This window comes from Niabella aurantiaca DSM 17617, from assembly GCF_000374125.1.
GTDB lineage: Bacteria > Bacteroidota > Bacteroidia > Chitinophagales > Chitinophagaceae > Niabella > Niabella aurantiaca.
The window spans coordinates 17324-40537 of record NZ_KB893629.1 but is presented as its reverse complement, the minus strand read 5'-3'; the positions used below and the strand labels follow the sequence as shown (position 1 = coordinate 40537).

Annotated in this window: 22 protein-coding genes and 5 tRNA genes; 7 read left to right on the top strand and 20 right to left on the bottom strand. The window is 47.5% G+C overall.

What is annotated here, in order from left to right; genetic code table 11:
* Window positions 1–69 precede the first annotated feature (69 nt).
* From B160_RS0110250 to argC, 4 genes are read left to right on the top strand one after another with little or no spacing between them, the layout of a single operon-like run.
* Complete coding sequence (locus B160_RS0110250; protein ID WP_018627819.1) at window positions 70–783, top strand: GNAT family N-acetyltransferase; 714 nt, start codon at window positions 70–72, stop codon at window positions 781–783.
* A 12-nt stretch (window positions 784–795) separates the two neighbouring features.
* Window positions 796–2001, top strand: coding sequence for an argininosuccinate synthase (gene argG / locus B160_RS0110245; protein WP_018627818.1), 1206 nt, complete (start codon window positions 796–798; stop codon window positions 1999–2001).
* Complete coding sequence (locus B160_RS0110240) at window positions 1982–2341, top strand: cupin domain-containing protein (protein WP_018627817.1); 360 nt, start codon at window positions 1982–1984, stop codon at window positions 2339–2341. The genes argG and B160_RS0110240 overlap by 20 nt, the downstream gene beginning before the upstream one ends.
* 34 nt (window positions 2342–2375) lie before the next feature.
* Entirely contained in the window at window positions 2376–3359 is a 984-nt protein-coding gene (argC, locus tag B160_RS0110235) for an N-acetyl-gamma-glutamyl-phosphate reductase (protein ID WP_018627816.1), read from the top strand.
* Window positions 3360–3569: 210 nt separating this feature from the next.
* Here argC and B160_RS0110230 read toward each other — a convergent pair whose 3' ends face one another.
* From B160_RS0110230 to B160_RS0110200, 7 genes are all read right to left on the bottom strand, one after another.
* On the bottom strand, window positions 3570–4025 hold the full coding sequence (locus B160_RS0110230; RefSeq protein WP_018627815.1) for an RES family NAD+ phosphorylase: 456 nt from the start codon (window positions 4023–4025) through the stop codon (window positions 3570–3572).
* Window positions 4025–4480, bottom strand: coding sequence for an antitoxin Xre-like helix-turn-helix domain-containing protein (locus B160_RS28870; protein ID WP_018627814.1), 456 nt, complete (start codon window positions 4478–4480; stop codon window positions 4025–4027). Before B160_RS28870 ends, B160_RS0110230 begins: the two co-directional genes overlap by 1 nt.
* 53 nt (window positions 4481–4533) lie before the next feature.
* Window positions 4534–5265 (bottom strand): hypothetical protein, encoded by a 732-nt coding sequence (locus tag B160_RS0110220; protein ID WP_018627813.1) that lies wholly within the window; start codon window positions 5263–5265, stop codon window positions 4534–4536.
* Window positions 5266–5301: 36 nt separating this feature from the next.
* On the bottom strand, window positions 5302–6291 hold the full coding sequence (gene mgrA, locus B160_RS0110215; RefSeq protein ID WP_018627812.1) for an L-glyceraldehyde 3-phosphate reductase: 990 nt from the start codon (window positions 6289–6291) through the stop codon (window positions 5302–5304).
* A 104-nt stretch (window positions 6292–6395) separates the two neighbouring features.
* Window positions 6396–7769 (bottom strand): D-alanyl-D-alanine carboxypeptidase/D-alanyl-D-alanine endopeptidase, encoded by a 1374-nt coding sequence (gene dacB, locus B160_RS0110210; RefSeq protein ID WP_026309676.1) that lies wholly within the window; start codon window positions 7767–7769, stop codon window positions 6396–6398.
* Between the two features lie 69 nt (window positions 7770–7838).
* Window positions 7839–8018 carry a hypothetical protein gene (locus B160_RS31615; RefSeq protein ID WP_157557998.1) on the bottom strand — a complete coding sequence of 60 codons (180 nt, stop codon included), beginning with the start codon at window positions 8016–8018 and terminating at the stop codon, window positions 7839–7841.
* Window positions 8019–8055: 37 nt separating this feature from the next.
* Window positions 8056–9036, bottom strand: coding sequence for a LuxE/PaaK family acyltransferase (locus B160_RS0110200; RefSeq protein ID WP_026309675.1), 981 nt, complete (start codon window positions 9034–9036; stop codon window positions 8056–8058).
* Between the two features lie 78 nt (window positions 9037–9114).
* Between B160_RS0110200 and B160_RS0110195 the strand changes: the two genes are divergently transcribed.
* The 3 genes from B160_RS0110195 to B160_RS0110185 all read left to right on the top strand — a co-directional run bounded on the left by B160_RS0110195 (window position 9115) and on the right by B160_RS0110185 (window position 11604).
* A complete protein-coding gene (locus tag B160_RS0110195; RefSeq protein WP_018627807.1) occupies window positions 9115–9984 on the top strand; it encodes a UbiA prenyltransferase family protein in 870 nt (289 codons plus the stop codon).
* Window positions 9985–10013: 29 nt separating this feature from the next.
* On the top strand, window positions 10014–10286 hold the full coding sequence (locus B160_RS0110190) for a hypothetical protein (RefSeq protein WP_018627806.1): 273 nt from the start codon (window positions 10014–10016) through the stop codon (window positions 10284–10286).
* Between the two features lie 586 nt (window positions 10287–10872).
* Window positions 10873–11604, top strand: coding sequence for a pyridoxine 5'-phosphate synthase (locus B160_RS0110185; RefSeq protein WP_026309674.1), 732 nt, complete (start codon window positions 10873–10875; stop codon window positions 11602–11604).
* Window positions 11605–11641: 37 nt separating this feature from the next.
* On the opposite strand, the gene B160_RS0110180 is transcribed toward B160_RS0110185, so the two are convergent.
* From B160_RS0110180 to rpoC, 13 genes are all read right to left on the bottom strand, one after another.
* Window positions 11642–12163: a hypothetical protein gene (locus B160_RS0110180; RefSeq protein WP_157557997.1), complete on the bottom strand. Its 522-nt coding sequence runs from the start codon at window positions 12161–12163 to the stop codon at window positions 11642–11644.
* Window positions 12164–12266: 103 nt separating this feature from the next.
* Window positions 12267–13790 carry an APC family permease gene (locus B160_RS0110175; protein ID WP_018627803.1) on the bottom strand — a complete coding sequence of 508 codons (1524 nt, stop codon included), beginning with the start codon at window positions 13788–13790 and terminating at the stop codon, window positions 12267–12269.
* 209 nt (window positions 13791–13999) lie between these two features.
* A complete protein-coding gene (locus B160_RS0110170; protein ID WP_018627802.1) occupies window positions 14000–14611 on the bottom strand; it encodes an OmpH/Skp family outer membrane protein in 612 nt (203 codons plus the stop codon).
* 159 nt (window positions 14612–14770) lie between these two features.
* Window positions 14771–15364, bottom strand: coding sequence for a transcription termination/antitermination protein NusG (gene nusG / locus B160_RS0110160; protein ID WP_018627800.1), 594 nt, complete (start codon window positions 15362–15364; stop codon window positions 14771–14773).
* Window positions 15365–15367: 3 nt separating this feature from the next.
* Complete coding sequence (secE, locus tag B160_RS0110155; protein WP_018627799.1) at window positions 15368–15565, bottom strand: preprotein translocase subunit SecE; 198 nt, start codon at window positions 15563–15565, stop codon at window positions 15368–15370.
* 67 nt (window positions 15566–15632) lie between these two features.
* Window positions 15633–15706, bottom strand: a tRNA-Trp gene (locus B160_RS0110150).
* A gap of 164 nt (window positions 15707–15870) precedes the next feature.
* Window positions 15871–17058, bottom strand: a complete 1188-nt coding sequence (tuf, locus tag B160_RS0110145; protein WP_018627798.1) for an elongation factor Tu — start codon at window positions 17056–17058, stop codon at window positions 15871–15873.
* A 168-nt stretch (window positions 17059–17226) separates the two neighbouring features.
* Window positions 17227–17298: transfer RNA gene (locus tag B160_RS0110140), tRNA-Thr, on the bottom strand.
* A 79-nt stretch (window positions 17299–17377) separates the two neighbouring features.
* Window positions 17378–17450: transfer RNA gene (locus B160_RS0110135), tRNA-Gly, on the bottom strand.
* A gap of 134 nt (window positions 17451–17584) precedes the next feature.
* A tRNA-Tyr gene (locus tag B160_RS0110130) sits at window positions 17585–17667 on the bottom strand.
* A 57-nt stretch (window positions 17668–17724) separates the two neighbouring features.
* A tRNA-Thr gene (locus B160_RS0110125) sits at window positions 17725–17797 on the bottom strand.
* A gap of 454 nt (window positions 17798–18251) precedes the next feature.
* Entirely contained in the window at window positions 18252–18425 is a 174-nt protein-coding gene (locus tag B160_RS31610; protein WP_157557996.1) for a hypothetical protein, read from the bottom strand.
* 386 nt (window positions 18426–18811) lie between these two features.
* A complete protein-coding gene (rpoC, locus tag B160_RS0110105) occupies window positions 18812–23107 on the bottom strand; it encodes a DNA-directed RNA polymerase subunit beta' (protein WP_018627794.1) in 4296 nt (1431 codons plus the stop codon).
* Window positions 23108–23214: the final 107 nt, after the last annotated feature.

Here is a 23214-nt window from a genome sequence, read left to right as displayed (position 1 = left end):
CTGTCAGTGAAATATCCCCGGAAAAACTTATCAGGACTGGTCTTCCGCAAATCTCATCAACTACACATCGTGGACAATCACAATCAGGAAATTATCGTACGGGTAGCCGAGACTACCGATAAAAAATATTCAACGATCATTACGGACGAAATGGAATCTTCTGCAAAAGCCCGGGGTACGGGTATCGCCAAAAGAAGTCCGGAGTATATCGAAAAAAAGATCGACGAAGGCAAGGCTGTGATAGCCGTTACAAAAGGCGGGGAATGGGTAGGTTTCTGTTATATTGAAACCTGGAGCCATGGCGAATATGTAGCCAATTCAGGACTCATTGTTGCCCCTCATTTCCGCAAAAGCGGGGTTGCCAAGCAGATCAAACAGACCATTTTCAAACTCAGCCGCAAAATGTTCCCCGAAGCCAAGATCTTTGGGTTAACCACCGGCCTGGCTGTAATGAAGATCAACAGCGAGCTGGGTTATGAACCGGTAACCTATTCGGAGCTGACCCAGGACGAACAGTTCTGGGCAGGCTGTAAAAGCTGTGTCAACTACGAGATCCTTATGGGTAAGGACCGGAAGAACTGCATGTGCACGGCAATGCTCTATGACCCCAAAGACCACTACGAGCCGGAAGAGACCAAGGCCTTTTTTGAAGAGAATAAAACGGGGCTGGAGCGGCTTCAGCGTTTCAAACAATGGAAATTCTTAAAGGCATTCCGGAAAAAAGACAAGACCGGCACCGGTTCCGGAACCTTAAAATCATTTTTTAATTTATTTCATTCATAATAACAGATAAAGATGGCTAAAAAAGTTGTACTGGGTTTTAGTGGTGGTTTAGATACTTCATTTTGCGTAAAATACTTTACAGAAGAAAAAGGATATGAGGTCCACAGCATTATTGTAAATACCGGGGGCTTTAGTGAGGACGAATTAAAAAAGATAGAGGAACATGCCAAGAAGCTGGGTGTAAAATCGCACAAGACAGTAGACGCCGTTAAAAACTATTACGATTCCATTATACGCTACCTGATATATGGGAATGTACTGAAGAACAATACATACCCGCTGAGCGTATCTGCAGAACGTTTAAGCCAGGCCCTGCACATTGCCAACTATGCAAAAGAGATCCATGCGGATGCCATTGCCCACGGCAGCACCGGCGCCGGCAACGACCAGGTGCGGTTCGACATGGTATTCCACATCATGGCCCCGGAGCTGGAGATCATTACCCCGATCCGGGATATGAACCTCAGCCGCGCATCGGAAGTGGAGTATTTAAAAAGCAAAGGCGTGGAAATGAACTTCGAAAAATCGGTTTACTCCATCAATAAAGGACTTTGGGGCACCAGCGTCGGAGGTAAAGAGACCCTTACATCCAACGGGTACTTACCGGACGATGCATGGCCTACACAAGTGACCCAGACAGGAACAGAGCCTGTAAAACTTTCTTTTGAGCAGGGGGAACTAAAAACGGTGAACGATCAGCCGTTCGATCATCCGACAGAGGCCATCCGCCACCTGCAGCAAATAGCTGGCCCTTATGGCATTGGCCGTGATATCCATGTAGGCGATACCATTATCGGCATCAAAGGGCGCGTAGGCTTTGAGGCGGCAGCGCCCATCCTGATCATCAAAGCACACCATGCGCTGGAAAAACATGTATTAAGCAAATGGCAGCTGCAGTGGAAAGATCAGATAGCGCAATTCTATGGTACCTGGCTGCACGAAGGGCAGATCCTCGACCCGGTAATGCGCGATATGGAAGCTTACCTGCAAAGCAGCCAGCGCAATGTGACCGGGGATGTCTTCCTGCAACTGCACCCCTACCGTTACCAGGTACTGGGCATTGAAAGCCCGTATGATCTGATGAATAATGCGTTTGGCAGCTATGGTGAATCGAACAGGAGCTTTACAGGTGATGATGTAAAAGGCTTTACACGGATCTTTGGAAACCAGACATCCATCTATCATCAGATAAAAGAAAATGCCCACGAAGGAAAATAAAGTAGTCAGCAGTGCGGCTCCCTTGTCGTCATATCAATGGGGAGCAGGCAGCGAGGCATTTGTTTTAAGTAGCAATCCATTCTTTTCGATCAAAAAGGAACAGATACCGCCAGGATCAGGCGAGCAATTGCATTTACATAACAAGGCCACCCAGTTCTTTTATATCACAAACGGGGCGGCCACATTTGAAATGGATCAGCGTTTCTTTACAGTCGATGCCGGGCAGGGGATCGAAATTTTTCCCGGTCAGCCACACCGGATCTTCAACGAAGGAGCAGAACCGCTGGAATTTCTTGTGTTTTCTCATCCGTTAACCGAACAGGATCGCTTAAATTTGTGATTCCCAAAAAAGTACAATAAAAAACAAGACAAGCATGAAAATAAAAGCTGGAATAATAGGAGGCGCAGGATATACTGGTGGTGAATTAATCCGTTTATTGATCCATCACCCCTTTGTAACTGTTTCATTTATTCACAGCCGAAGTAATGCCGGAAAATCCGTTACAGATGTGCACGCAGACCTGGTAGGCGATACGGATCTTAAATTCACCAGCGAGATCCTGCAGGATATTGATGTGCTTTTTCTCTGTTTGGGACATGGGGAATCCACTAAATTTTTAAAAGAGACCCCCATCGCGCCCTCCATCAGGATCATCGACCTGGCCAACGACTTCCGTTTAAGAAAGGACAGCAATCAGCCGGAGCTGAACCGCACATTTGTGTACGGACTTCCCGAGTTGAACCGTGAGGCGATCCGGAAAGCACAAAACATTGCCAATCCCGGATGTTTTGCCACTACCATCCAGCTTGGACTGCTGCCCCTGGCCCATACCGGGGTCCTTAAAGAGATCTATACAACGGGCATCACCGGTTCTACAGGAGCCGGCCAGAAACTCGCAGCTACTTCACATTTCAGCTGGAGGGCCAACAATATACAGGCCTATAAAACGCTTACACACCAGCACCTGGGAGAAATTGGCGAATCATTGGATCTGTTGCAGCCGGGAACAGAAATTGACTTAAGCTTTGTACCCTGGCGGGGCGATTTCGCAAGAGGGATCTTCATCAGTTCCACGATCACCACCGATCTGTCATTAGAAGAGCTCTATATCTTATTCGAAGACTTTTACAGGGAACATCCGTTTACCATAGTGAGCCGTGTACCCATCTTCCTGAAGCAGATCGTAAATACCAATAAAGCCGTTATTCAGCTGGAAAAAGTAGGAACAAAGCTTGTAGTGCATTCAGCTGCGGACAACCTGTTAAAGGGAGCCAGCGGACAGGCGGTGCAGAATATGAACCTGATCTTTGACCTGGATGAGCGAGCCGGTTTAAACCTTAAACCGGCTGCGTTTTAAAGCTCTCAGGCTTCCGCCTAAAGATTTCAACTAAAACCGGATTCGACTTTGTCCATGATCAATGGAGCACCAGGGATGAGATGGATCTAACGTTAAACTTTATCCTGAAGTTTAAGTTCCGTAACTGAAACAAAAGAAAGCTCATCAGGCATAAAAGCGGCCCCGACCAGAAACCTCAAAACTTAAACTTCAAACAGATACAGGAGTGTCCTACCCAAACAGCCGGTTATCCAGCCCATACGGCCGGGAATCTGTGATTTTTACCTTTTCGAAATCCGGATGCCGCGGATTTAGCAGCAGGTTAGATTCTTCAGGGATCACGGCAGAAGGCATCCGTAAGCCAAAATACGCCTGTTGAAGCAGGAACTGGTCACCCATAAAACGGGTATATTCAAAATCCTCGATCCATTTATCTTTCAATACATTCAGGTGGATCTGCACCAGGCTGCTTTCCGGTATTTCCATCGTCAGCAGGTAATACTCCGGTTGCATTTTAGAGGCACTCCGGTCATAATTAACAACGATCTCCAACGCCGCAAGCGAAATATGTTCCGATGTATAAAGCGCATACACTCCCTTAGAGTTCCAGCGCCCTCCGTATAAAAAGGCCCCGTAACCGGATATATCTTCCCTGTAGGGTGCATGCACCAGGCGATAAACAAGCATCAGGCAGAAATTCCGTGTTCCATGCGATGAAGCAGATCGATAACCTCCTGTATTTCGTTATGGGTGGTAAGCAGATCTTTTACCTGGGACCCGTTCAGTGAAAAGGGACGGCTATGCAGCCATTGACCGAAACCTTCTTTCCCAAAAAATTCATTTCCGGTATCAATAAGCGTTGCCAGCAGTAAGATCCGTTCTATTTGCAGCCCGTTAAAACCGCTGCCTTCTTTTGCGTACCGGTGCAATGAGCGCTCGCTGATATAAAGAAGATCAGCCCATTCATTCAGGCTAAATGGTGCCCTGTCCGCGATTTTTTTAAAATGCTGATATGTAAAGTCTTTTACAGCGGGCTCCTTTTTTGTGGGCTTATGACGTACCTGGTAAACGGCTTCAATATCGGAAACAACAGAAAGCGGCCAATCTTCTATGATAGGATATTTCTTTACACTTTTCTTCATAACTGCCATTTGTCACAAAGATACTTGTTTTTTGTCGGTTTTCTTCTTTTCTCCTACCTTTCGCTATTACTGGTTTTGGACCATACTTCATAGATCGGCGCGCCCTTCGAGCTCAATCCTGTATGCACCCAATTCTTCCCTTCAAGCCGGTCCTTAAATTTCAGCGACATACCTACCCTTGAGCTGTCTCTTGAAAAGAACACGATCGTTTCGGTATAAACACCGTTTTCAAACGTATAAGTGCCACCGCCAGTACCGGAAAATTCGCCCGTTTCTATATTGATCGCTGCCCACTGGAACCGGTCATTGGTAAGAAATTTCAGGGTTCGCCGCGGTGCCAGCTGAATCTCCCGGAGATCGTTTCCTTCCTTTCGTTGCGTAATGCGCCAGATTCCGGTCATTTCGCTGTTTGCGTCCCCGACTTTAACCCATTCATTCATTGCTCCGGATATATTGCTTTCTATATGGCCGCCTTTTGCTTTCCATACAAAAACATCCCGGTTTCCTGTTTTACGCTTATCCTCCGAATGAAAGCGGTAATCAAGCTGCAGTTGCCCGTTTTCCACGCTCTGAAAACCGCCAAAGGTTTTAAAGAACTTTTTTCCGGCAGCGTCATAATGAGCAACCATGCAATATCCGTCTGCTGCCATCAGCATCCAGGTTTCATTACCTTTGGTACATTTCCAGCTGCCTTCTATGGAAGTTTTCGTAACCGGCGGGGAAAAACCGGCAAACAGGGCCAGGGAAAACAGGCCCCATAAAATAGGTTGATATATTGATTTCATCTGAAATGATTTTTACCATGAAATGGCCGATTGCCGCTATCGTTCTTTCAGAATATGTGCTATCTGGGTCAACTCGTCGGTACTAAAGGTACTATTTTCCAGGCAACCTACAGAATCCAGCAACTGCGCACTGCTGCTGGCGCCCACCAGAACGGAGGTGATCCGCGCATCTTTAAGTATCCAGGCCAGCGCCATCTGGGCAAGACTTTGCCCGCGCTCAACCGCCAGTGTATGAAGTTGTTGCACCTGACGCAACCGGTGTTCCGTGATCTGTTCCTTCTTTAAAAAACCATGTTTTTTGGCGGCTCTTGAGTTTTTAGGGATCCCTTTCAGATATTTACTGGTCAGCAGTCCCTGAGCCAGCGGCGAAAAAGGAATACAGCCAACGCCGTCTTTCTCCAGCAGGTCCAGCAAACCGTCCTCCACCCAACGTTCAAACATAGAATATTTAGGCTGGTGGATCAGGCAAGGGGTACCCAGTTTTTTTAATATTTTAAAGGCCTTTGCGGCCTCTTCCCTACGGTAGTTGGAGATCCCGACATACAGCGCCTTTCCCTGTCTTACGATCAGGTCCAATGCCGTCATGGTTTCTTCCAGTGGTGTTTCCGGATCAGGCCGGTGATGATAAAAAATATCCACATATTCCAGCTTCATGCGCTTCAGGCTCTGATCCAGGCTTGAAACCAGGTATTTTTTAGATCCCCAGTCCCCGTAAGGGCCGTCCCACATCGTATAACCGGCTTTCGTGGAAATGATCAGCTCATCCCGGCGCTGTTTAAAATCGGCATGCAGGATCCGGCCAAAATTGGTTTCCGCAGTGCCGGGGGGCGGGCCATAATTATTGGCCAGGTCAAAGTGCGTGATGCCCGCATCAAACGCGCTGTGCAGGGTTTTGCGGTACACTTTTTCATCATCCACATCGCCAAAGTTGTGCCACAGGCCCAGGGAAATAGCCGGCAACTTTAAACCCGATGCGCCGCACCGGCGATATTGCATTCCGGTATATCTCAACGGATTAAATTTCATTTGATTACTTTTTATATTTCCAGGTCTCCTTTCGCTATTGATTTTTCCCATTGACTATTCACCATTCACCACCAACTATTCACTCTTCATTAAAAACGATGCCCCTACTTCAGCTCATCCAGTACCTTGTACATTTTGCGGATCAGGGCATACTGGCTCCCGCTGTAATTATTGACGAGGAACGAAAAAATATAATCCTTCCCGTCCTTTGCCTTTTGGTACCCCGAGAATCCTTTTACCCGGTTAATGGTGCCGCTCTTCATCTTCATATCATTATACAATGGAAAGCTTTCGTAATAATCCGGGAACCAGGATTGCTGCCGGGCATATCTCAAAACGGTCACCTGCGCTCTCGTTGTGATCCTGTTTTGAGGAGACAACCCCGACCCGTCGTACAAATGCAGTTCATCCGGATCAACGCCCCTCGCTTTCCAGTGTTCCTGTATGGTTTCAATTCCGTTGTCTGTGGTAGCCGTTCCCTTTTGGAGCAATCCTACCGTCTTCAACAAAGCCTCCCCGTAAAGATTCACACTCTTCCGCAGGAACCAGTAAATGATCTTTGAAAGCTCGGGAGAGCTATGGGTATAAATCCATTTTACTGCTGTAGCTTCCTTACCGGTGGTACGCACCTGATCACTGGAAAAACTTACAGTGCCCTTAAGACTTTTAATGATCGTTTTTACAAACTGATTGGCCGGGTCATAAATAGAGCCCGAAACCACAAACCCGCTTTGCCCCGCCGGGATGGTTCCACGCAGAACGCCCGTTTTTCCGCCCATAGAAGGGTAATACAGGATACTATTATCTCCGGAATTCTTTTCCCCGGCAGTAGCCAGGGAGGTGATCCGGTAATCATAAAGATACGGGGTCGTCGTCACCACAGTGACCGGGCTGCCCGGTGCGCTGCCGGATCTCAGTATAAGATCAAATTGATTCTCGCGCCAGTTAATTGCCTGGGCTCCCGCGCCATAATAGTTCCCAAGATCCTGCCAGATCCATCCATCCGGGATCGTTTCATCTCCCCACTTACCCGTATAGACCATCACTGCGGCCAGTTGTTTAATCCCGGCCGTTTTTAAGGCGGCTTTCAGCTGCGCCAGGAACACCATATCTTTGGTCTCTTCCCAGCGCCAGCTGGCCAGGCTGGGGTCCCCGGAAGGGTCCACATACAAACATTTTCCATGGGAAGTGTTCACAATGCCGAAGCGGGTTTTGTATTTGTAGCCGGCCCCCAATAGATCAAAAGCTGTGGCTGCGGTCACAATTTTCTCGGTTGACGCGGTAGCCATTCCCGTGGTGCTGTTCTGATCAAAGATCACCTTACCGGTTTCTGCATCGATCACATAGAGCGAGCTCAACGCATATTTCAGCTGCGCATCCGCGTTAAATACATCCATTGCTGCAGAAAGTTTTTGAGGCAGCTGTCCCGATGCTGTCATCCATCCCAGCATGATCCATAAAAGAGAAAAAAATCGCATACCAAATACCATTGAGAGGGGAAAGTACAACATAATTCAGGAAGAACCGCAACGGGATGATAACATTTTTCAACCGGTCAGCAAACAAAAACGGGTATCCCTTTTTACACGGTCAATAAAACCGGGCACGTTCAGCCGGTTATTGATCACGACCTCCGAAAGTGTTACCATTTCTGCCAAACGTTCATTTTCCGCAGAGTCCCTGGCGGCCTCGCTTACCTGGGCCTTCATCCGCAAATGCATGCACATCAGGGAAAAAGGACAATGAACTGCTGCCAACAAGCGCTCATAGGGCCAAAAGGCTACAGCCCCGGATATCGCTGTTATCTCTTCTGCCCAATACTTCAAAGGCACCCCCGGGATGAACGATCCCCAGATCATCCGTGGCAATGAAGCTGCAGGAATAAAGATTTGCCAGGTCAACAATATTGAGCACTCCGCGACCCGGCCCGCCAATTACCGAAAGCGGATCTTCCTCTTCTCTCAGAACCGTTCTCATCCAGGGAGGAGTAAAAAAAATCCCGTCGCCTTTTGAGTACGCCTGCGAGAGCAATTCTGTCATGCCGTATTCTGAATGCACGGCAGGCACCTGGAAATGTTGTTTCAACCGGTCGTGCACCTCTTCCCGGATCAATGCCCGCCGCCTCCCTTTCATGCCCCCCGTTTCCATAACGATCGTATGGTGGAGCGGCATTGGATATTGTTCGGCAAAATCCAGCAATGCATACGTTACCCCAATGAGCAACGTTTTTTGACCGCTCTTTTCCAATATCTGCAATGTATCGGCCAGAGATGCAAAGTCGTGAAGATAGAACCCACTCTGCGGATGCCCGCTGTTTCGGATCAACTGGTCCACCATAAAGACCAGCGAGGAGTTGCCGCGCTCCAGGTACGAAGGAAGCAACCCCAAAATGCAAAAATCATGCGCAGAGCCGTAAAACAGCTCAAACGCTTTGGTAAAGCTCCGGGTGTACAGACCCGCTTCTTTTACCAGGTGCCGGCTGTTTATAGTTTCCGTAGTACCACTGCTTTCAAAAAACACCTCCGGCTCAAATACGGTAGAAGAAACAGCGTGGGTTTTAAAAAAGCGGATCGGCAGAAAGGGGATATCCGGTAAGCCGGATATGGCGGAAACCTTGCAACCAATCGCATCTGTGTAGCTCCTGTAAATCCTATTATGCTGATATTGAAAGGAAAACACCTCCATTACTGTGGATTCAAACCCAGCAGCATCAACTGAAAATATAGACGCTTTCAATGTTTCCATTCTCGAAAATAAGCCGCAAAAATACAAATAGGGAACAGATAAATAAAGGATTAAGTTTGCAGTTGAAACCGGATTTTCATGACTGGGAAGAGCAAAGTTTTCTTTGATTTTATCATCTTCAGCAACCTGTTCATCGCATGTTGTGCGGTTGCCATGTGCCTTTGTACTGTTGCCCTTTTTAACATTGGAAAACTACCTGCCGATTATGCAGCATTTGTTTTCTTTTCCACACTTTCCAGCTACAGCATTCACTGGTACCTCACCAACGAAAAAGTAGAAACTACTGCCAGCCGTACCGACTGGCTCCGGGAAAACAAAAAGATCCATGCCAGCTTTTTTATCATCAGCGCCATTGGTACGTTTGTTTTCCTGATCCGGTTAAAGCCGTTCTGGCTCTACATTCTGCCGGCCGTGGGGCTTACGCTTTTATATACAGCACCTAAATTCCCGCACCGCATCTTCAGGTCGCTGCAAAAATACATCCTCGGAAAAACCTTTTTGCTGGCCGCCATGTGGACCTATGTAACCACGGCACTGACCTTTTTTGTTCAGCAGATCAGCTGGGAGATGCGGCACTTCATCTATGTTGCCGACCGGTTTGCCCTGATCTTTGCCATCTGCATCCTCTTTGATATAAGAGACAAACAATTTGACCGGCAAACCGGCATAAAAAGTCTGGTGACCATCCTGCCTCTCGAAAAAATAAAAATAATTTTTACCCTGTTTATTTTGCTGAACATTGCAGGTTCTTACATCCTATATACTTATACTCAGGATATTATACATTTCATCTTTCTTTCGCTGCCCGCGCTGCTCACATACCTCTTGTACCCTGCCGCAATAAAATCCAAAAATGATTACCTTTTTTATTTTATTTTAGACGGCCTGATGGCGCTGACATCCGTATTGTATTTTATGAAAACCGTTTTTGCCCTGTACATACGATAAGTTAGCACAAAAATTGATAGAGATAACTTATGCATACTTCATTTAATAAAATTGTACACTTCACCCGCCTGATAAAGATCAATGGCCGACTAAGAGAATTTAATTACCGGAAAAATAACAACGCCGGCAGCTATGTATTTGATGTAGATACCGCAGATGATCGCGGCAACCGGTTATTTTTCAGGTTGCTGAAAGAAGACAATGATTGGGAATTGACCACCAAAATGTCGATACCGGATTGGGTTACAGACAACCGGGAGCTATTGATCTCAGAACTTGAAGAAGGTGTGCTGAACAATTAGCTCCTCAGGCCCTTTTCATCCCCTGTACAACACTTTTTACGACCCTGAAAACGGATTCCCCTCAACTGGATGACAGGACCGGATCAAGTCGCTTGTAAATGCCGAAACAATCCAGGATCTCCGGATCAGTAAGGAAATGGAGGCAGCCCCGGTTATACGGACCGGGTCCAGCGTCCTTTCAGGGCAAACATCGTTACTAAAAACCGGGCACACGGGAAGCCGCACCGCGTCACCCTCCCGTACCGGCAATGAACGGGGGTTCGAAGTACCTGTAGTGAAAGCCGGAGCACCATCAACCCGTCTGTCGTCAGGCGGGCCCGAACCATAAGTTGACGGTCACAGTGAAGACGCGAACCAGGATAACCAGCCATGGCTTGTGTTTCGTGCTACCTGGTAAGTAAAAATGGTATAGTTCCATCAGTTACGATTTCACCTGCAAAAGTGTAAAATAGCGTACATTGCAATGGCAGCAGCTTCTGCACCAGTGCACCGGTTATACTTTTTTATCGGCAGGCGTGCACTGCTTTTTCCGGATACAGGTATAAAAACAGGAAAAGCTGCGCGCCTTTCGTTAAATCGGTTAATTATGACAAAGTTGTCGGTAAACATTAATAAGATCGCCACCCTGCGCAATTCGAGGGGTGGAAATAACCCCGATCTCGTGAAGATAGCGCTGGATGCGGAAAGCTTTGGGGCCGACGGCATCACCGTGCACCCCCGGCCGGATGAGCGGCATATCCGGTACCAGGATGTACACGATTTAAAACCCCTGCTTACTACGGAGTTCAATATCGAAGGGAACAGCAGGGAACAAAAGTTCATTGACCTGGTGCTGGATACAAAACCCGACCAGGTAACACTCGTTCCGGATGCTACCGGGCAGCTGACATCCGATCATGGATGGGATACCCTGCAACACAAAGATTATCTTAGCGGTATTATCCGGACCTTCAAAAAAGCCGGGATCAGGGTTTCTATTTTTGTAGATCCCGATATCCGGATGGTAGAAGGGGCTGCTGCCGTGAAAACAGACCGGATAGAACTGTACACAGAGGCTTATGCACGGAATTTCCCTGTTAATAAGGAATCGGCCATAGCGCCTTATGTAAAAGCCGCAGAAAAGGCAAAGGAACTGGGCCTGGGCCTGAATGCCGGGCACGATCTGGATTTGAAGAACCTGAATTATTTCAGTCAGCAGATCCCCTGGCTCGATGAGGTCAGCATCGGACATGCGCTTATTTGCGATGCACTTTATCTCGGACTTGAAAACACCATCCAGCTGTATAAAAGACAGCTCACCATGAGAAGCAGTTTATAAAAAAAGCCGGGGGGTATGTACGATCCGGTTTTCCGGATCATGGATTGGCCGGCGGTTGCGCAGCCGGTGCTTTTTCAAGAATAAACCCGTTCTCCGCAGCAAACCGCACCTGTGTGTCCTGCAAACGGAGGATCACTTCTTCCTGTGCTGCCAGGATCTGGTTCATCCGGTTGCTTGCGGTCATGCGCGCCGCTTCATCGGGCGCATCCCCTATTTCCCTGTAGGCAGTGTACAGGCTCCGGAAGTATTCAAAATATCTAACGGCCACCGTTTTAAAATCTTCCCCACCGGTAAATCCGGAAACATCGATCTTTTCGATCTGGCTTATTTTTTCCTGTATGTTCGCCTCCATTTTTGCGGCAGCGGCGGAAACGCCTTTATAATCTGCACTGTCGGCATACATCTTGATCGCATTTTCCGTTTGCCGGATCGGCTCGGCCAGGCCCTGTTCCAGCGTGGCAATTTTATCGCTGAATTGCTTTGCTGTCATCGTGATCTTGTCTTTACATGCAGCCAGCAAAAAAAGGACCGCCGTGCATAATAGTATGTTAACGCGCATGTACATTCTATTTTTGTTATTCAATGAAACTGCCCGAATGCCGGGCAGCGACGCCACAGCATTGCCGCCGGGTGGCTGCCCATACTCAAAGAGGCCGCAGCGTCTATTGTCCGGCTTGCTCTCCCGGGGCGCCATTCGCTTTCCGGGCGTTATAGTAGTAAATCGGCACTCCAATAATAACAATAACCAGGCCTAATAATGAAGTAAAAGTCTTTGAATACAGCAAACCCACCCCTAAAGTTCCTGCCATCAGCAGATAGATGATCGGGATCACCGGATAGCCAAACGCTTTATAAGGGCGCTCCGCATCAGGACGGTTCCTGCGCAGGCGAAAAACACCGATGATCGTCAGTATATAAAACACAACTGTAATGAACACCACATAGTCCAGCAGAACACCATATTTCCCGCTGAGACACAATGCGCTTGCCCAGATACATTGTGCCCACAGCGCCCATTGCGGCACTGCATTTTTATTCAATGTACCAGCCTGGGGCAGGAACAGCTTGTCCTTGGCCATGGTATAGTATACCCGTGCGCCGGACAAAATAAGACCATTATTACAACCAAAGGTCGAGATCATGATCATCACCGCTATGATGGCGGCTCCGTAATGGCCAAATATGGAGGAAGCCGCAGCTGTTGCCACCCGGTCCTGTACGGCAAAGGCGATATTGGGCATTGCTACTTCGGATGCATACGCCACTTCTCCACCCGAGGCCGGAGGGATCATAGGTAAAACAGCCAGGTACATCAGGTTCGCCAGCAGGTAAACGGCAGTTACGATCACGGTTCCCAAAAAAAGACTTAGTCCCACGTTCCTTTTAGGGTTCTTTATTTCGCCCGCAATAAAGGTAACGTTCTCCCAGGCCACGCTGCTGAAGACCGATCCAACCATCGCCGCGCTGATCAGCCCCAGTGCCATCATCATGCTGCCCGGGGTCTGAAATATCGACCAGCCCTGCTTGGCTCCGGTAGCCGCATCAACAACCGGCGCTGTAAATTTCATATCAAACCCCGTAGCCCAGTTCGTATTCCAGATATCTGCTTTGGCAGCTACCAGCAATCCAAATACGATAAGGCCAAATAAAGAGAAGAGCTTGATAATTGTAAAGATGGTCTGTATTATTTTCCCGTCTTTGACTCCACGCGTATTGATATAGGTCAGAAAAATGATCAGCGCAATGGACACCAGCTGGGCGGGAAAGACCCGGATCCAGCCAAACTCAAAAAGCAGATTCTTTTCATCCATGGTCAGCGCCGGAATAAAATAACCGGCAAATTTGCTGAATGCAACGCCCACAGCGGCAATGGTCCCGGTCTGGATCACGGAAAAAAAGCTCCAGCCATACAGGAAGCCCAGCATGGGGTTATACGCTTCTTTTAAGTACACATATTGCCCGCCAGCCTTAGGGAACATGGAAGACAATTCCCCATAGGTGATCGCCGCAAAAACGGTCATTAATCCGGTGATAACCCAAAGGGCTATCAGCCAGCCGGCAGACCCTACCTGCCGGGTCATATCTGAGGTTACTATAAAAATACCGGAACCAATCATGGATCCGGCTACAATCATTGTCCCGTCAAATAAATTGAGCGATTGTTTAAACGTAACTTTCTCAGCCATTGTTTTTATTTATTCACTCAAAATAAGATTTTATTGGAAATAAATAGCAAAAAAAAATAAGGCGATCGCAAAGGACCGGCTGCCGCAAAGCCGGCTAAACCGTGCGCAATTGCATACAAAACATCCCGCGCCCGGAGGGTACGGGCAACCCGTTAAGAGAAAATATATTTTTGGAAACAGGCAGTGCTCACAAAGCACTGGTACCAGGGCTATTTTTTTTCCCTGGCATATTGTTCATTCAGTCCCTTTACGACTTCCCGCGTAATGTCATAAGCAGTGTCCTTATAATAGAACAAACCGGGCTCATAAGCCAAAATGAAAGAAAAGGTTTTGTCGGCATTAAAGATCCTTAGAAATTCCTCGATCTTCTTTTTTACACTCATATTTTTGCTGGCCACAAAATTGTTGAATTCATCCATCAGGCCCTGCCGTTTTTCCATCATCTGTGTTTGGGTGGTTTCCACATCCTGACGAGCAGCCAGCGCCTGTTCTTCCGTCATGGTATTGCTTTGTTGCTGATAGCCGCCCACTTTAGCTTTAAAGGACTTGTCCATCTTATCCAGCTCTGCGGTAATGGCGCCCTTTTTCCTTTCTACCTCCCGCTCTACATTCCGGGCCAGCTCATAGTGCGCCTGGATCGAGTCCATATCAATATAAGCAAATACAGCCGCCTTATTCAGCATAGAGTCTTTTCCTTTTGACAGCAGGCCATCTGCATGCCGCGGCTTGTCCGTATTGGTATTCCGGCTAAATTGTTTGTATAACAAAAAAGCTACGGCAATCACCAGCAATGCATTAACAATAAGGAGCACATTCTTCATTTCCCAGATTTTTACAATAAATATAAAACAACTTGCAATATACCAATGAATGAAACAAAAAAAATCTCAAATGGCTATCTTATGAAAGCGTTAACAGGCACAAAAAAAGCCCCGAAAGGTTCGGGGCTGTCAAAAAATATGGTTCAGCGGTTATAAGACCTATACGATCTTTTCAACCTGCATGTAATTAAGTTCAACCGGCGTAGATCTGCCGAAGATCTTAACGGTCACTTTCAGTTTTTTCTTCTCATCATTTACTTCCTCGATCACTCCGTTAAAGTCATTAAAGGGCCCTTCCACGATCTTAATGGTTTCCCCAACAATAAAGGGTTCCACCATGCTTACGCCGCCGGCTTCGGCCATTTCATCCATTCTGCCAAGCATTTTATTCACTTCGGCCTTCCGTAACGCGATCGGGTTGTCTTTTCCCAGAAAATGGATGACGCTATTGGTATTTACCACCAGGTCTCTCAGGTCATCGCTCATTTTTCCATCCAGCACCTCCACCATTACATAACCCGGATAGTAGTTCCGCTCCCGCATCACCTTTTTCCCGTTCTGTACCTTATACACTTTCTCCACCGGAAGAAACACCTGCTTTACCACTTTCTCGAACTCGCTTCTTGAGATCTCTTTATCCAGATATTCCTTTACCTTCCGTTCCTTTCCGCTAACTACCCGCAACACGTACCACTTGGTATCTGGCTGGGGTGCATCGGGGGTTATGTTATCGGTTATGTTTGCCTCTTCCATGCTTTAACTATAAAGGATTTTGTATAAAAAATTGAGCCCGCCTCCGGCAATAAAATCCATCAGCCAGATCATCAATGTGATCAGCACCGTAGCGCCCAGCACAATCATGGTAGACTGTTGCAGTTCACTCCAACTCGGCCAGGTTACTTTTTCTGCCAGCTCTTTATAGCTGTTTTTTACATAATCTGCGAACTTATTCATCCTCAAGGTTTGAGGTTTGAGGTTTGAGGTCCTTCAACATCAAACATCAAACATGAAACAAAAATTTTGGCACGGGCACAAGGATTCGAACCCTGATCAAAGGTTTTGGAGACCTCTATTCTACCATTGAACTATGCCCGTAAGAAGCGGCCTCCCCAATCCCTTCAAGGAAGGGACTAAACGAAGCCGCTATAATTTAAAGAACTTTTTCAAAAACAAAGTACCCAAGCTTACCGCCTAAGGTACTTTGCAAAAGTATAAAAAGCTTTTCCAAAGCCTCCCTCCGGGAGGGTTTAGGTCGGCTTCTATTTGATGATCTCTGTTACCTGACCTGCACCTACTGTACGGCCACCTTCACGGATCGCGAACTTCAAACCTTTTTCCATCGCGATCGGAGTGATCAGTTTTACAGTTAAAGAAGTGTTATCGCCAGGCATGATCATTTCAGTACCTTCAGCTAATGTACACTCACCGGTTACATCTGTAGTACGGAAATAGAACTGAGGACGGTATTTGTTAAAGAAAGGCGTGTGACGACCACCTTCATCTTTGCTCAGTACATAAACTTCAGCTTTGAATTCAGTGTGCGGAGTGATGGATCCGGGTTTGCAGATTACCATACCACGACGGATCTGGGTTTTCTCAATACCACGTAACAGCAGACCTGCGTTGTCACCGGCTTCACCTTCGTCCAGGATCTTACGGAACATTTCCACACCTGTTACAGTAGAAGTCAGGGGCTTTTCCATCAGACCTACGATCTCAACCGGCTCACCAGTTTTGATCTTACCTCTTTCGATACGACCAGTTGCAACAGTACCACGACCAGTGATAGAGAATACATCCTCAACACTCATCAGGAACGGCAGATCAATCGGACGGGGAGGCAGGGGAATGTAGCTGTCAACAGCATCCATCAATTCTACAACTGCGTTTACCCATTTTTCGTCACCAGCCAAAGCACCGGTAGCAGAACCTTTGATGATGGGGGTGTTGTCGCCGTCGAAACCACGCTTTGTTAATTCATCACGCACTTCCATTTCCACCAGGTCCAACAGTTCAGGATCGTCAACCAGGTCCACTTTATTTAAGAAAACAACCATTTTAGGTACACCTACCTGTGCAGCCAAAAGGATGTGCTCTTTTGTTTGAGGCATCGGACCATCGGTAGCCGCCACAACCAGGATGGCTCCATCCATCTGGGCAGCACCAGTGATCATATTTTTAACATAGTCAGCGTGACCGGGGCAATCTACGTGTGCATAGTGACGAGTAGCGGTTTCATATTCAACGTGAGCGGTATTGATTGTAATCCCTCTCTCTTTTTCCTCAGGTGCACCATCAATTTCGTCATATTTTCTTGCCTGTGCTAAACCTTTTTTAGAAAGAATATCGGTAATAGCGGCAGTCAAAGTGGTCTTACCATGGTCAACGTGGCCAATGGTACCAATGTTTACGTGGGGTTTCTCCCTCTTAAAGGTCTCTTTTGACATTGTTATCTTTTTTAATTGTTTTTACTAAATTTTTGTTTATTCACAAATCCAGCCGGGGCCGAATTGTAATACTGAGTTGAATCGCTGCTACAGAGGTGCAACCCATCTAAAATACCAAAAGAAGAGCCATATATCCCGGCCGGAACCGGAATGGCTGCTTCTATGAAGAGCCGTTGATGAGACTTGAACTCACGACCTCTTCCTTACCAAGGAAGTGCTCTACCCCTGAGCTACAACGGCGATCTCAGTTGATAGCTCCGGAAATTGTGATACACAATCCCCGCCTGCAACGGGGCAGGCTCAACTACAAACGAAACGGAGCGGGAGACGAGGCTCGAACTCGCCACCTATAGCTTGGAAGGCTATCGCTCTACCAAATGAGCTACTCCCGCTTAACTAATTTGAAAATTTGAACATGAACTAATTTGAAACTTAGCCATCCGCAAATATTCAAATTCAAAGAACTCTTAATGGTTGAAAAGTATCATTTTCAAATCTTCAAATGGACACATTTTCAATTGAACTGTGGGCAGTGAAGGATTCGAACCTCCGTACTCCGAAGAGAACAGATTTACAGTCTGTCGCCTTTAACCACTCGGCCAACTACCCGTTTGTTAAGTTGTACGTCCGCATGCCTGTCAGCATACAAACTTATCAACTTTACTGAGCCGAAGAAGGGAGTCGAACCCGCGACCTGCTGATTACAAATCAGCTGCTCTACCAACTGAGCTACTTCGGCTTGTAAAAAGAACTAATTTTCTGATAGTTAGGTGCCTTGTAAATCACTTAACCGCCCCAAAAATTTGGAAAGCAAAGGTAGGGTTTTTTTGCAATCCAATAAATTTTGTTGCACACTTTTTTTATATTTTTTTATTACTGAAATAAAACGACGATCCTGCCTTATTTAGCAGTGTTTATTCCCGCTTTTGCGCCGTTATCCGCACAAAAACAGGCCTCCGGGCGTCATTCCTTCAGGCCCGGCAGCAGCCCCTGAATTCCAGGCCAGGCCGCGGTTCGGGAGCCGGCAGCCAACAGTCCGGGAAACAGGCATTTCCCTCCCAAAGCCGGCAAAAGGGTACTCAAGACCGGTCACACTTCCGGCGCACCCGGTCCGTGCTGCAAACGGTGTATATGGCTGCAATTTTCAAAAAAAGAAGGACCCCCATATTTGTCCTGCTGCATAACCGAAAAAATTACCCGTCTCTTTTTTTAACTACGGTTCTGAAAAAACCAAGGTCCTTGTTACCGGAAGGACACCCGTATTTATTATAAAAGACCGACCCAAAAGAAATATAACCATACAGAAAGTCCCTGATGGAATAGCCCGCCTTATCCAATACCAGTTTTTGCCATAACGGGAAATTCACGGGCTCCGGTAATCAATAACATCCTCATAAGCGTAAGGCGATGAACGCTTTTCCTGCTGCCGGCGGTCATCCATCGTTTTAAAGGGAGAAAGGGCTCCTTTATGCCATTGATCCGCTGATCGGCCGTATCAGCAGAAAGATGCGGATCCACCTCAAAGAAGTTCCAATAGCGATCGAGCTGTCGTCAAAACATCCATAATCAACCGTGCATTGACGGCCCCCTGAGTCGGGAACTGAGCGATTAACCCTGGCGCAGTTCCCTTCTTCTCTGCTTACAGGCTCCCGATACCGGTTTTCAACCGTGCTTTCTGTCCATTCCATAAAAAAGAGCGGCCGTAAAAGCCGCTCTTATAAATCTTTTAGGTCTTGGAAACCTGACAGATCGTTTATTCTTCTTCGTCAAAAGACATCGCCTCACGTGCGGTCTGCAACAGTTCGTATTCTTCTTTGCTTCCTACGATCATGTTCTCAAACTCACGCAAACCGGTACCGGCAGGGATGTGGTGACCTGTGATCACGTTCTCTTTCAGACCGAGCATTTCATCTGCTTTACCATGGATGGCCGCAGAAGACAATACTTTGGTGGTTTCCTGGAAGGAAGCCGCAGAGATCCAGCTTTGTACTCCAAGAGAAGCCTTGGTGATCCCCAGCAAGGTGGGAGCCGAAGTAGCCGGCTGTGCATCGCGGTGTTCGACCGTTTTCTTGTCGTTCCGACGCAGCACGGAGTTTTCTTCCCGCAATTCCCTCAGGCTGATGATCTGTCCGGCACGCAGTTTGGAAGAGTCACCCGGATCGGTGATCACTTTCTTCTCGTACACGAAGTCGTTCTCATCCACGAACTCAAATTTATCCACCAGGTCATCTTCCAGGAAGCGGGTATCACCCGGATCCACAATGCTTACTTTACGCATCATCTGGCGCACGATCACCTCAATATGTTTGTCGTTGATCCGAACCCCCTGTAAACGGTACACCTCCTGGATCTCGTTCACCACATATTGCTGTACGGCAAAGGGTCCCTGAATGGACAAAATGTCCTGCGGAGAGATCTGTCCATCGCTCATCGGGCTTCCCGCTTTTACAAAGTCGCCGTCCTGCGCAAGGATCTGTCTTGTTAAAGGCACCAGGTATTTACGGGTTACGCCGTCTTTCGCTTCAATAATGATCTCCCGGTTACCGCGTTTAATGGCGCCCATGGAAACCACCCCGTCAATTTCAGAAACAACAGCCGGGCTGCTTGGGTTCCGCGCTTCAAACAATTCGGTTACACGCGGCAGACCCCCTGTGATATCTTTCAGCTTTCCTAAGATACGCGGTATTTTTACCAGTACCCGGCCCGCTTTCACTTCATCTCCGTCATCCAGCATCAAGTGGCTGCCTGTTGGCAGGTTATAGGATTTGTTTTCCTTGCCCTCAACAACAATCGACGGGATCTTTGTTTTATCGCGGGTTTCAATAACCACTTTCTCACGGTGTCCGGTTTGTTCGTCCGCTTCTTCACGATACGTGATGCCCTCGATCACATTTTCAAACTTCAGCGTACCATCTGCTTCTGCAATGATCACGTTGTTGTACGGATCCCAGGAGCAGATCGCCTCTCCTTTGGTAACCTTCTGGCCGTCTTTTACCAGCAGGGTAGATCCATAGGGTATATTATTGGTAATTAATAACCGGTCATTCTTGGTATCGATGATACGGGCTTCACCGGTACGACCGATCACCACACGCACATCATCCCCTTCTGCATTGGTTGTTATAACAGAGCGCACCCCGTCAAACTGTATGTTACCGTCAAACTTAGCAATTAAGGTAGAATCTACGGAAGCAGAACCCGCCACACCACCTACGTGGAAGGTACGCAGTGTTAACTGGGTACCCGGCTCACCAATGGACTGCGCAGCAATGATACCTACGGCGTCTCCTTTCTGGGCCAGGATGCCCGAAGCCAGGTTCTTACCATAGCATTTCACGCAGCAGCCCCGTTTGCTTTCGCAGGTAAGCACGGAGCGGATCTCGATGGATTCGATGCCTGCAGCTTCAATATTACGGGCTTTTTCCGCAGAGATCTCCGTCCCCGCTTCCAGCAACAGTTCGTCGGTTTGCGGGTCATAGATATCATGCAGTGAAGTACGGCCTTCGATCCGGTCTGCCAGTGGTTCGATGATATCTTCATTGTCTTTCAACGCTGCAATGGAAATACCACGTAATGTGCCGCAATCTTCTTCGGTGATCACCACGTCCTGTGCTACATCCACCAGGCGACGGGTCAGGTAACCGGCATCGGCCGTTTTCAGGGCCGTATCCGCAAGTCCTTTACGCGCACCGTGGGTAGAGATGAAGTAATCCAATACATTCAATCCGCCTTTAAAGTTGGAAAGGATCGGGTTCTCAATGATTTCAGACCCGGTAGAGCCTGATTTTCTCGGCTTGGCCATCAATCCCCTGATACCGGCCAGCTGTTTGATCTGCTGCTTGCTACCACGGGCCCCGGAATCCAGCATCATGTATACAGAGTTGAACCCTTGTTTATCGGAGCTCAGTTCCCGGATCAGTGTTTCTGTAAGACGTGTATCCACACGGCTCCAGATATCCACGATCTGGTTGTAACGCTCGTTATTGGTGATCAATCCCATGTTATAGTTATCCCACACTTCATCCACTTCACCTTTTGCATTATCCAACAATTCCTGTTTAATTTCAGGAATGATCAGGTCATTGATGCTAAAGGACAATCCACCCTGGAAGGCCGTACGGAATCCGAGCTGCTTGATATCATCCAGGAATTTAGCCGTTTTGGGAACGTCGGTGATCTCAATGATATCCCCGATGATCTCCCGCAGGTTCTTCTTGGTGAGCAAGGCATTTACAAAACCCACTTCTTCCGGTACATTCTGGTTGAAGATCACACGTCCAACGGTGGTTTCAATTAATTTCCGTTCCAGTTCACCGGTCTTCTCGTTCCGCACGATACCTTTTACTTTGATCCAGGCATGCAGATCGATCTGCTTTTCGTTATAAGCGATGATCACTTCTTCTGCAGAATAAAAGGCTTTTCCCTCTCCGCGTACTTTTTCAGTATCGGTAGATTTCTTTCCTTTCGTGATATAGTACAGACCCAGTACCATGTCCTGTGAAGGCAGGGTGATGGGCGTACCATTCTGCGGGTTCAGGATATTGTGCGAAGCCAGCATCAGCAGCTGGGCTTCCAGGATCGCCGCATTGCTCAGGGGCACGTGTACCGCCATCTGGTCACCATCAAAGTCGGCGTTGAACGCAGCCGTAACCAACGGGTGCAGCTGTATCGCTTTTCCTTCGATCAGCTTCGGCTGGAAGGCCTGGATGGATAAACGGTGCAGCGTTGGTGCACGGTTCAGCATAACCGGATGCCCTTTTAATATATTTTCAAGGATATCCCAAACAACGGCTTCTTTTTTATCCACCAGCTTACGGGCAGATTTTACCGTTTTTACGATCCCTCTTTCGATCAGTTTACGGATGATGAACGGTTTGAATAATTCTGCCGCCATATCTTTTGGCAGACCGCACTCATGCATTTTCATTTCAGGACCTACCACGATCACCGAACGGCCGGAGTAATCTACACGTTTACCCAACAGGTTCTGACGGAAACGGCCCTGCTTTCCTTTCAGTACATCACTCAATGATTTCAATGCCCGTCCGCCTTCGGCTTTAACGGCATTGGATTTTCTTGAGTTATCAAACAACGAGTCGATCGCTTCCTGGAGCATCCGTTTTTCATTCCGGAGGATCACTTCAGGCGCCTTGATCTCCATCAGGCGCTTCAAACGGTTGTTCCGGATGATCACCCGGCGGTACAGATCGTTCAGATCCGAAGATGCAAAACGGCCGCCATCCAGGGGTACCAACGGGCGCAGTTCCGGCGGAATTACCGGGATGTACTGCATGATCATCCATTCCGGACGGTTGGTAATTCTTGTATTGGCATCGCGGAAGGCTTCAACCACGCTCAAACGCTTTAAGGCATCTGCCTTGCGCTGCTGGGAGGTTTCGGTAGCCGCGGAGTTTCTTAAGTCAAAGGACAACTGGTCCAGATCAATGCGCTGCAACAGGTCATGTACCGCTTCCGCACCCATCTTTGCAATAAATTTCTGCGGGTCATCATCCGGCAGGTACTGGTTATCTTTCGGAAGGGTATCCAGGATATCCAGGTACTCCTCTTCGGTTAAAAGATCTCCGTAATTCTGGCCTTTATCAGCGCGCACACCTGCCTGGATCACCACATATCTTTCGTAATAGATGATGGTCTCCAGTTTTTTGGAGCTCATCCCCAGCAGGTATCCGATCTTATTGGGCAGGGATTTAAAATACCAGATATGCACTACCGGCACCACCAGTTTTATATGCCCCATCCGCTCACGGCGCACTTTTTTCTCTGTAACCTCTACACCACAACGATCACACACGATGCCTTTGTAACGGATGCGTTTGTACTTTCCGCAGGCACATTCATAATCCTTTACCGGGCCAAATATTCTTTCGCAGAACAAACCGTCACGCTCAGGTTTGTAAGTACGGTAGTTAATAGTTTCAGGCTTTAATACCTCGCCATGACTTTTTTCCAGGATGGTATCCGGAGAAGCAAGGCCGATGGTAATTTTTGAGAACGCTGCCTTTGGGCGATTGTCTTTTTTAGTAGCCATAATCTTATTGAAGATTTGAGATCCGGGATTTGAGATTTAAGACCTTCAAAATCCTGATCTCTATTTTAATTATGTTTTTTGCTTTTGTTATTGATTCCGATTTGATG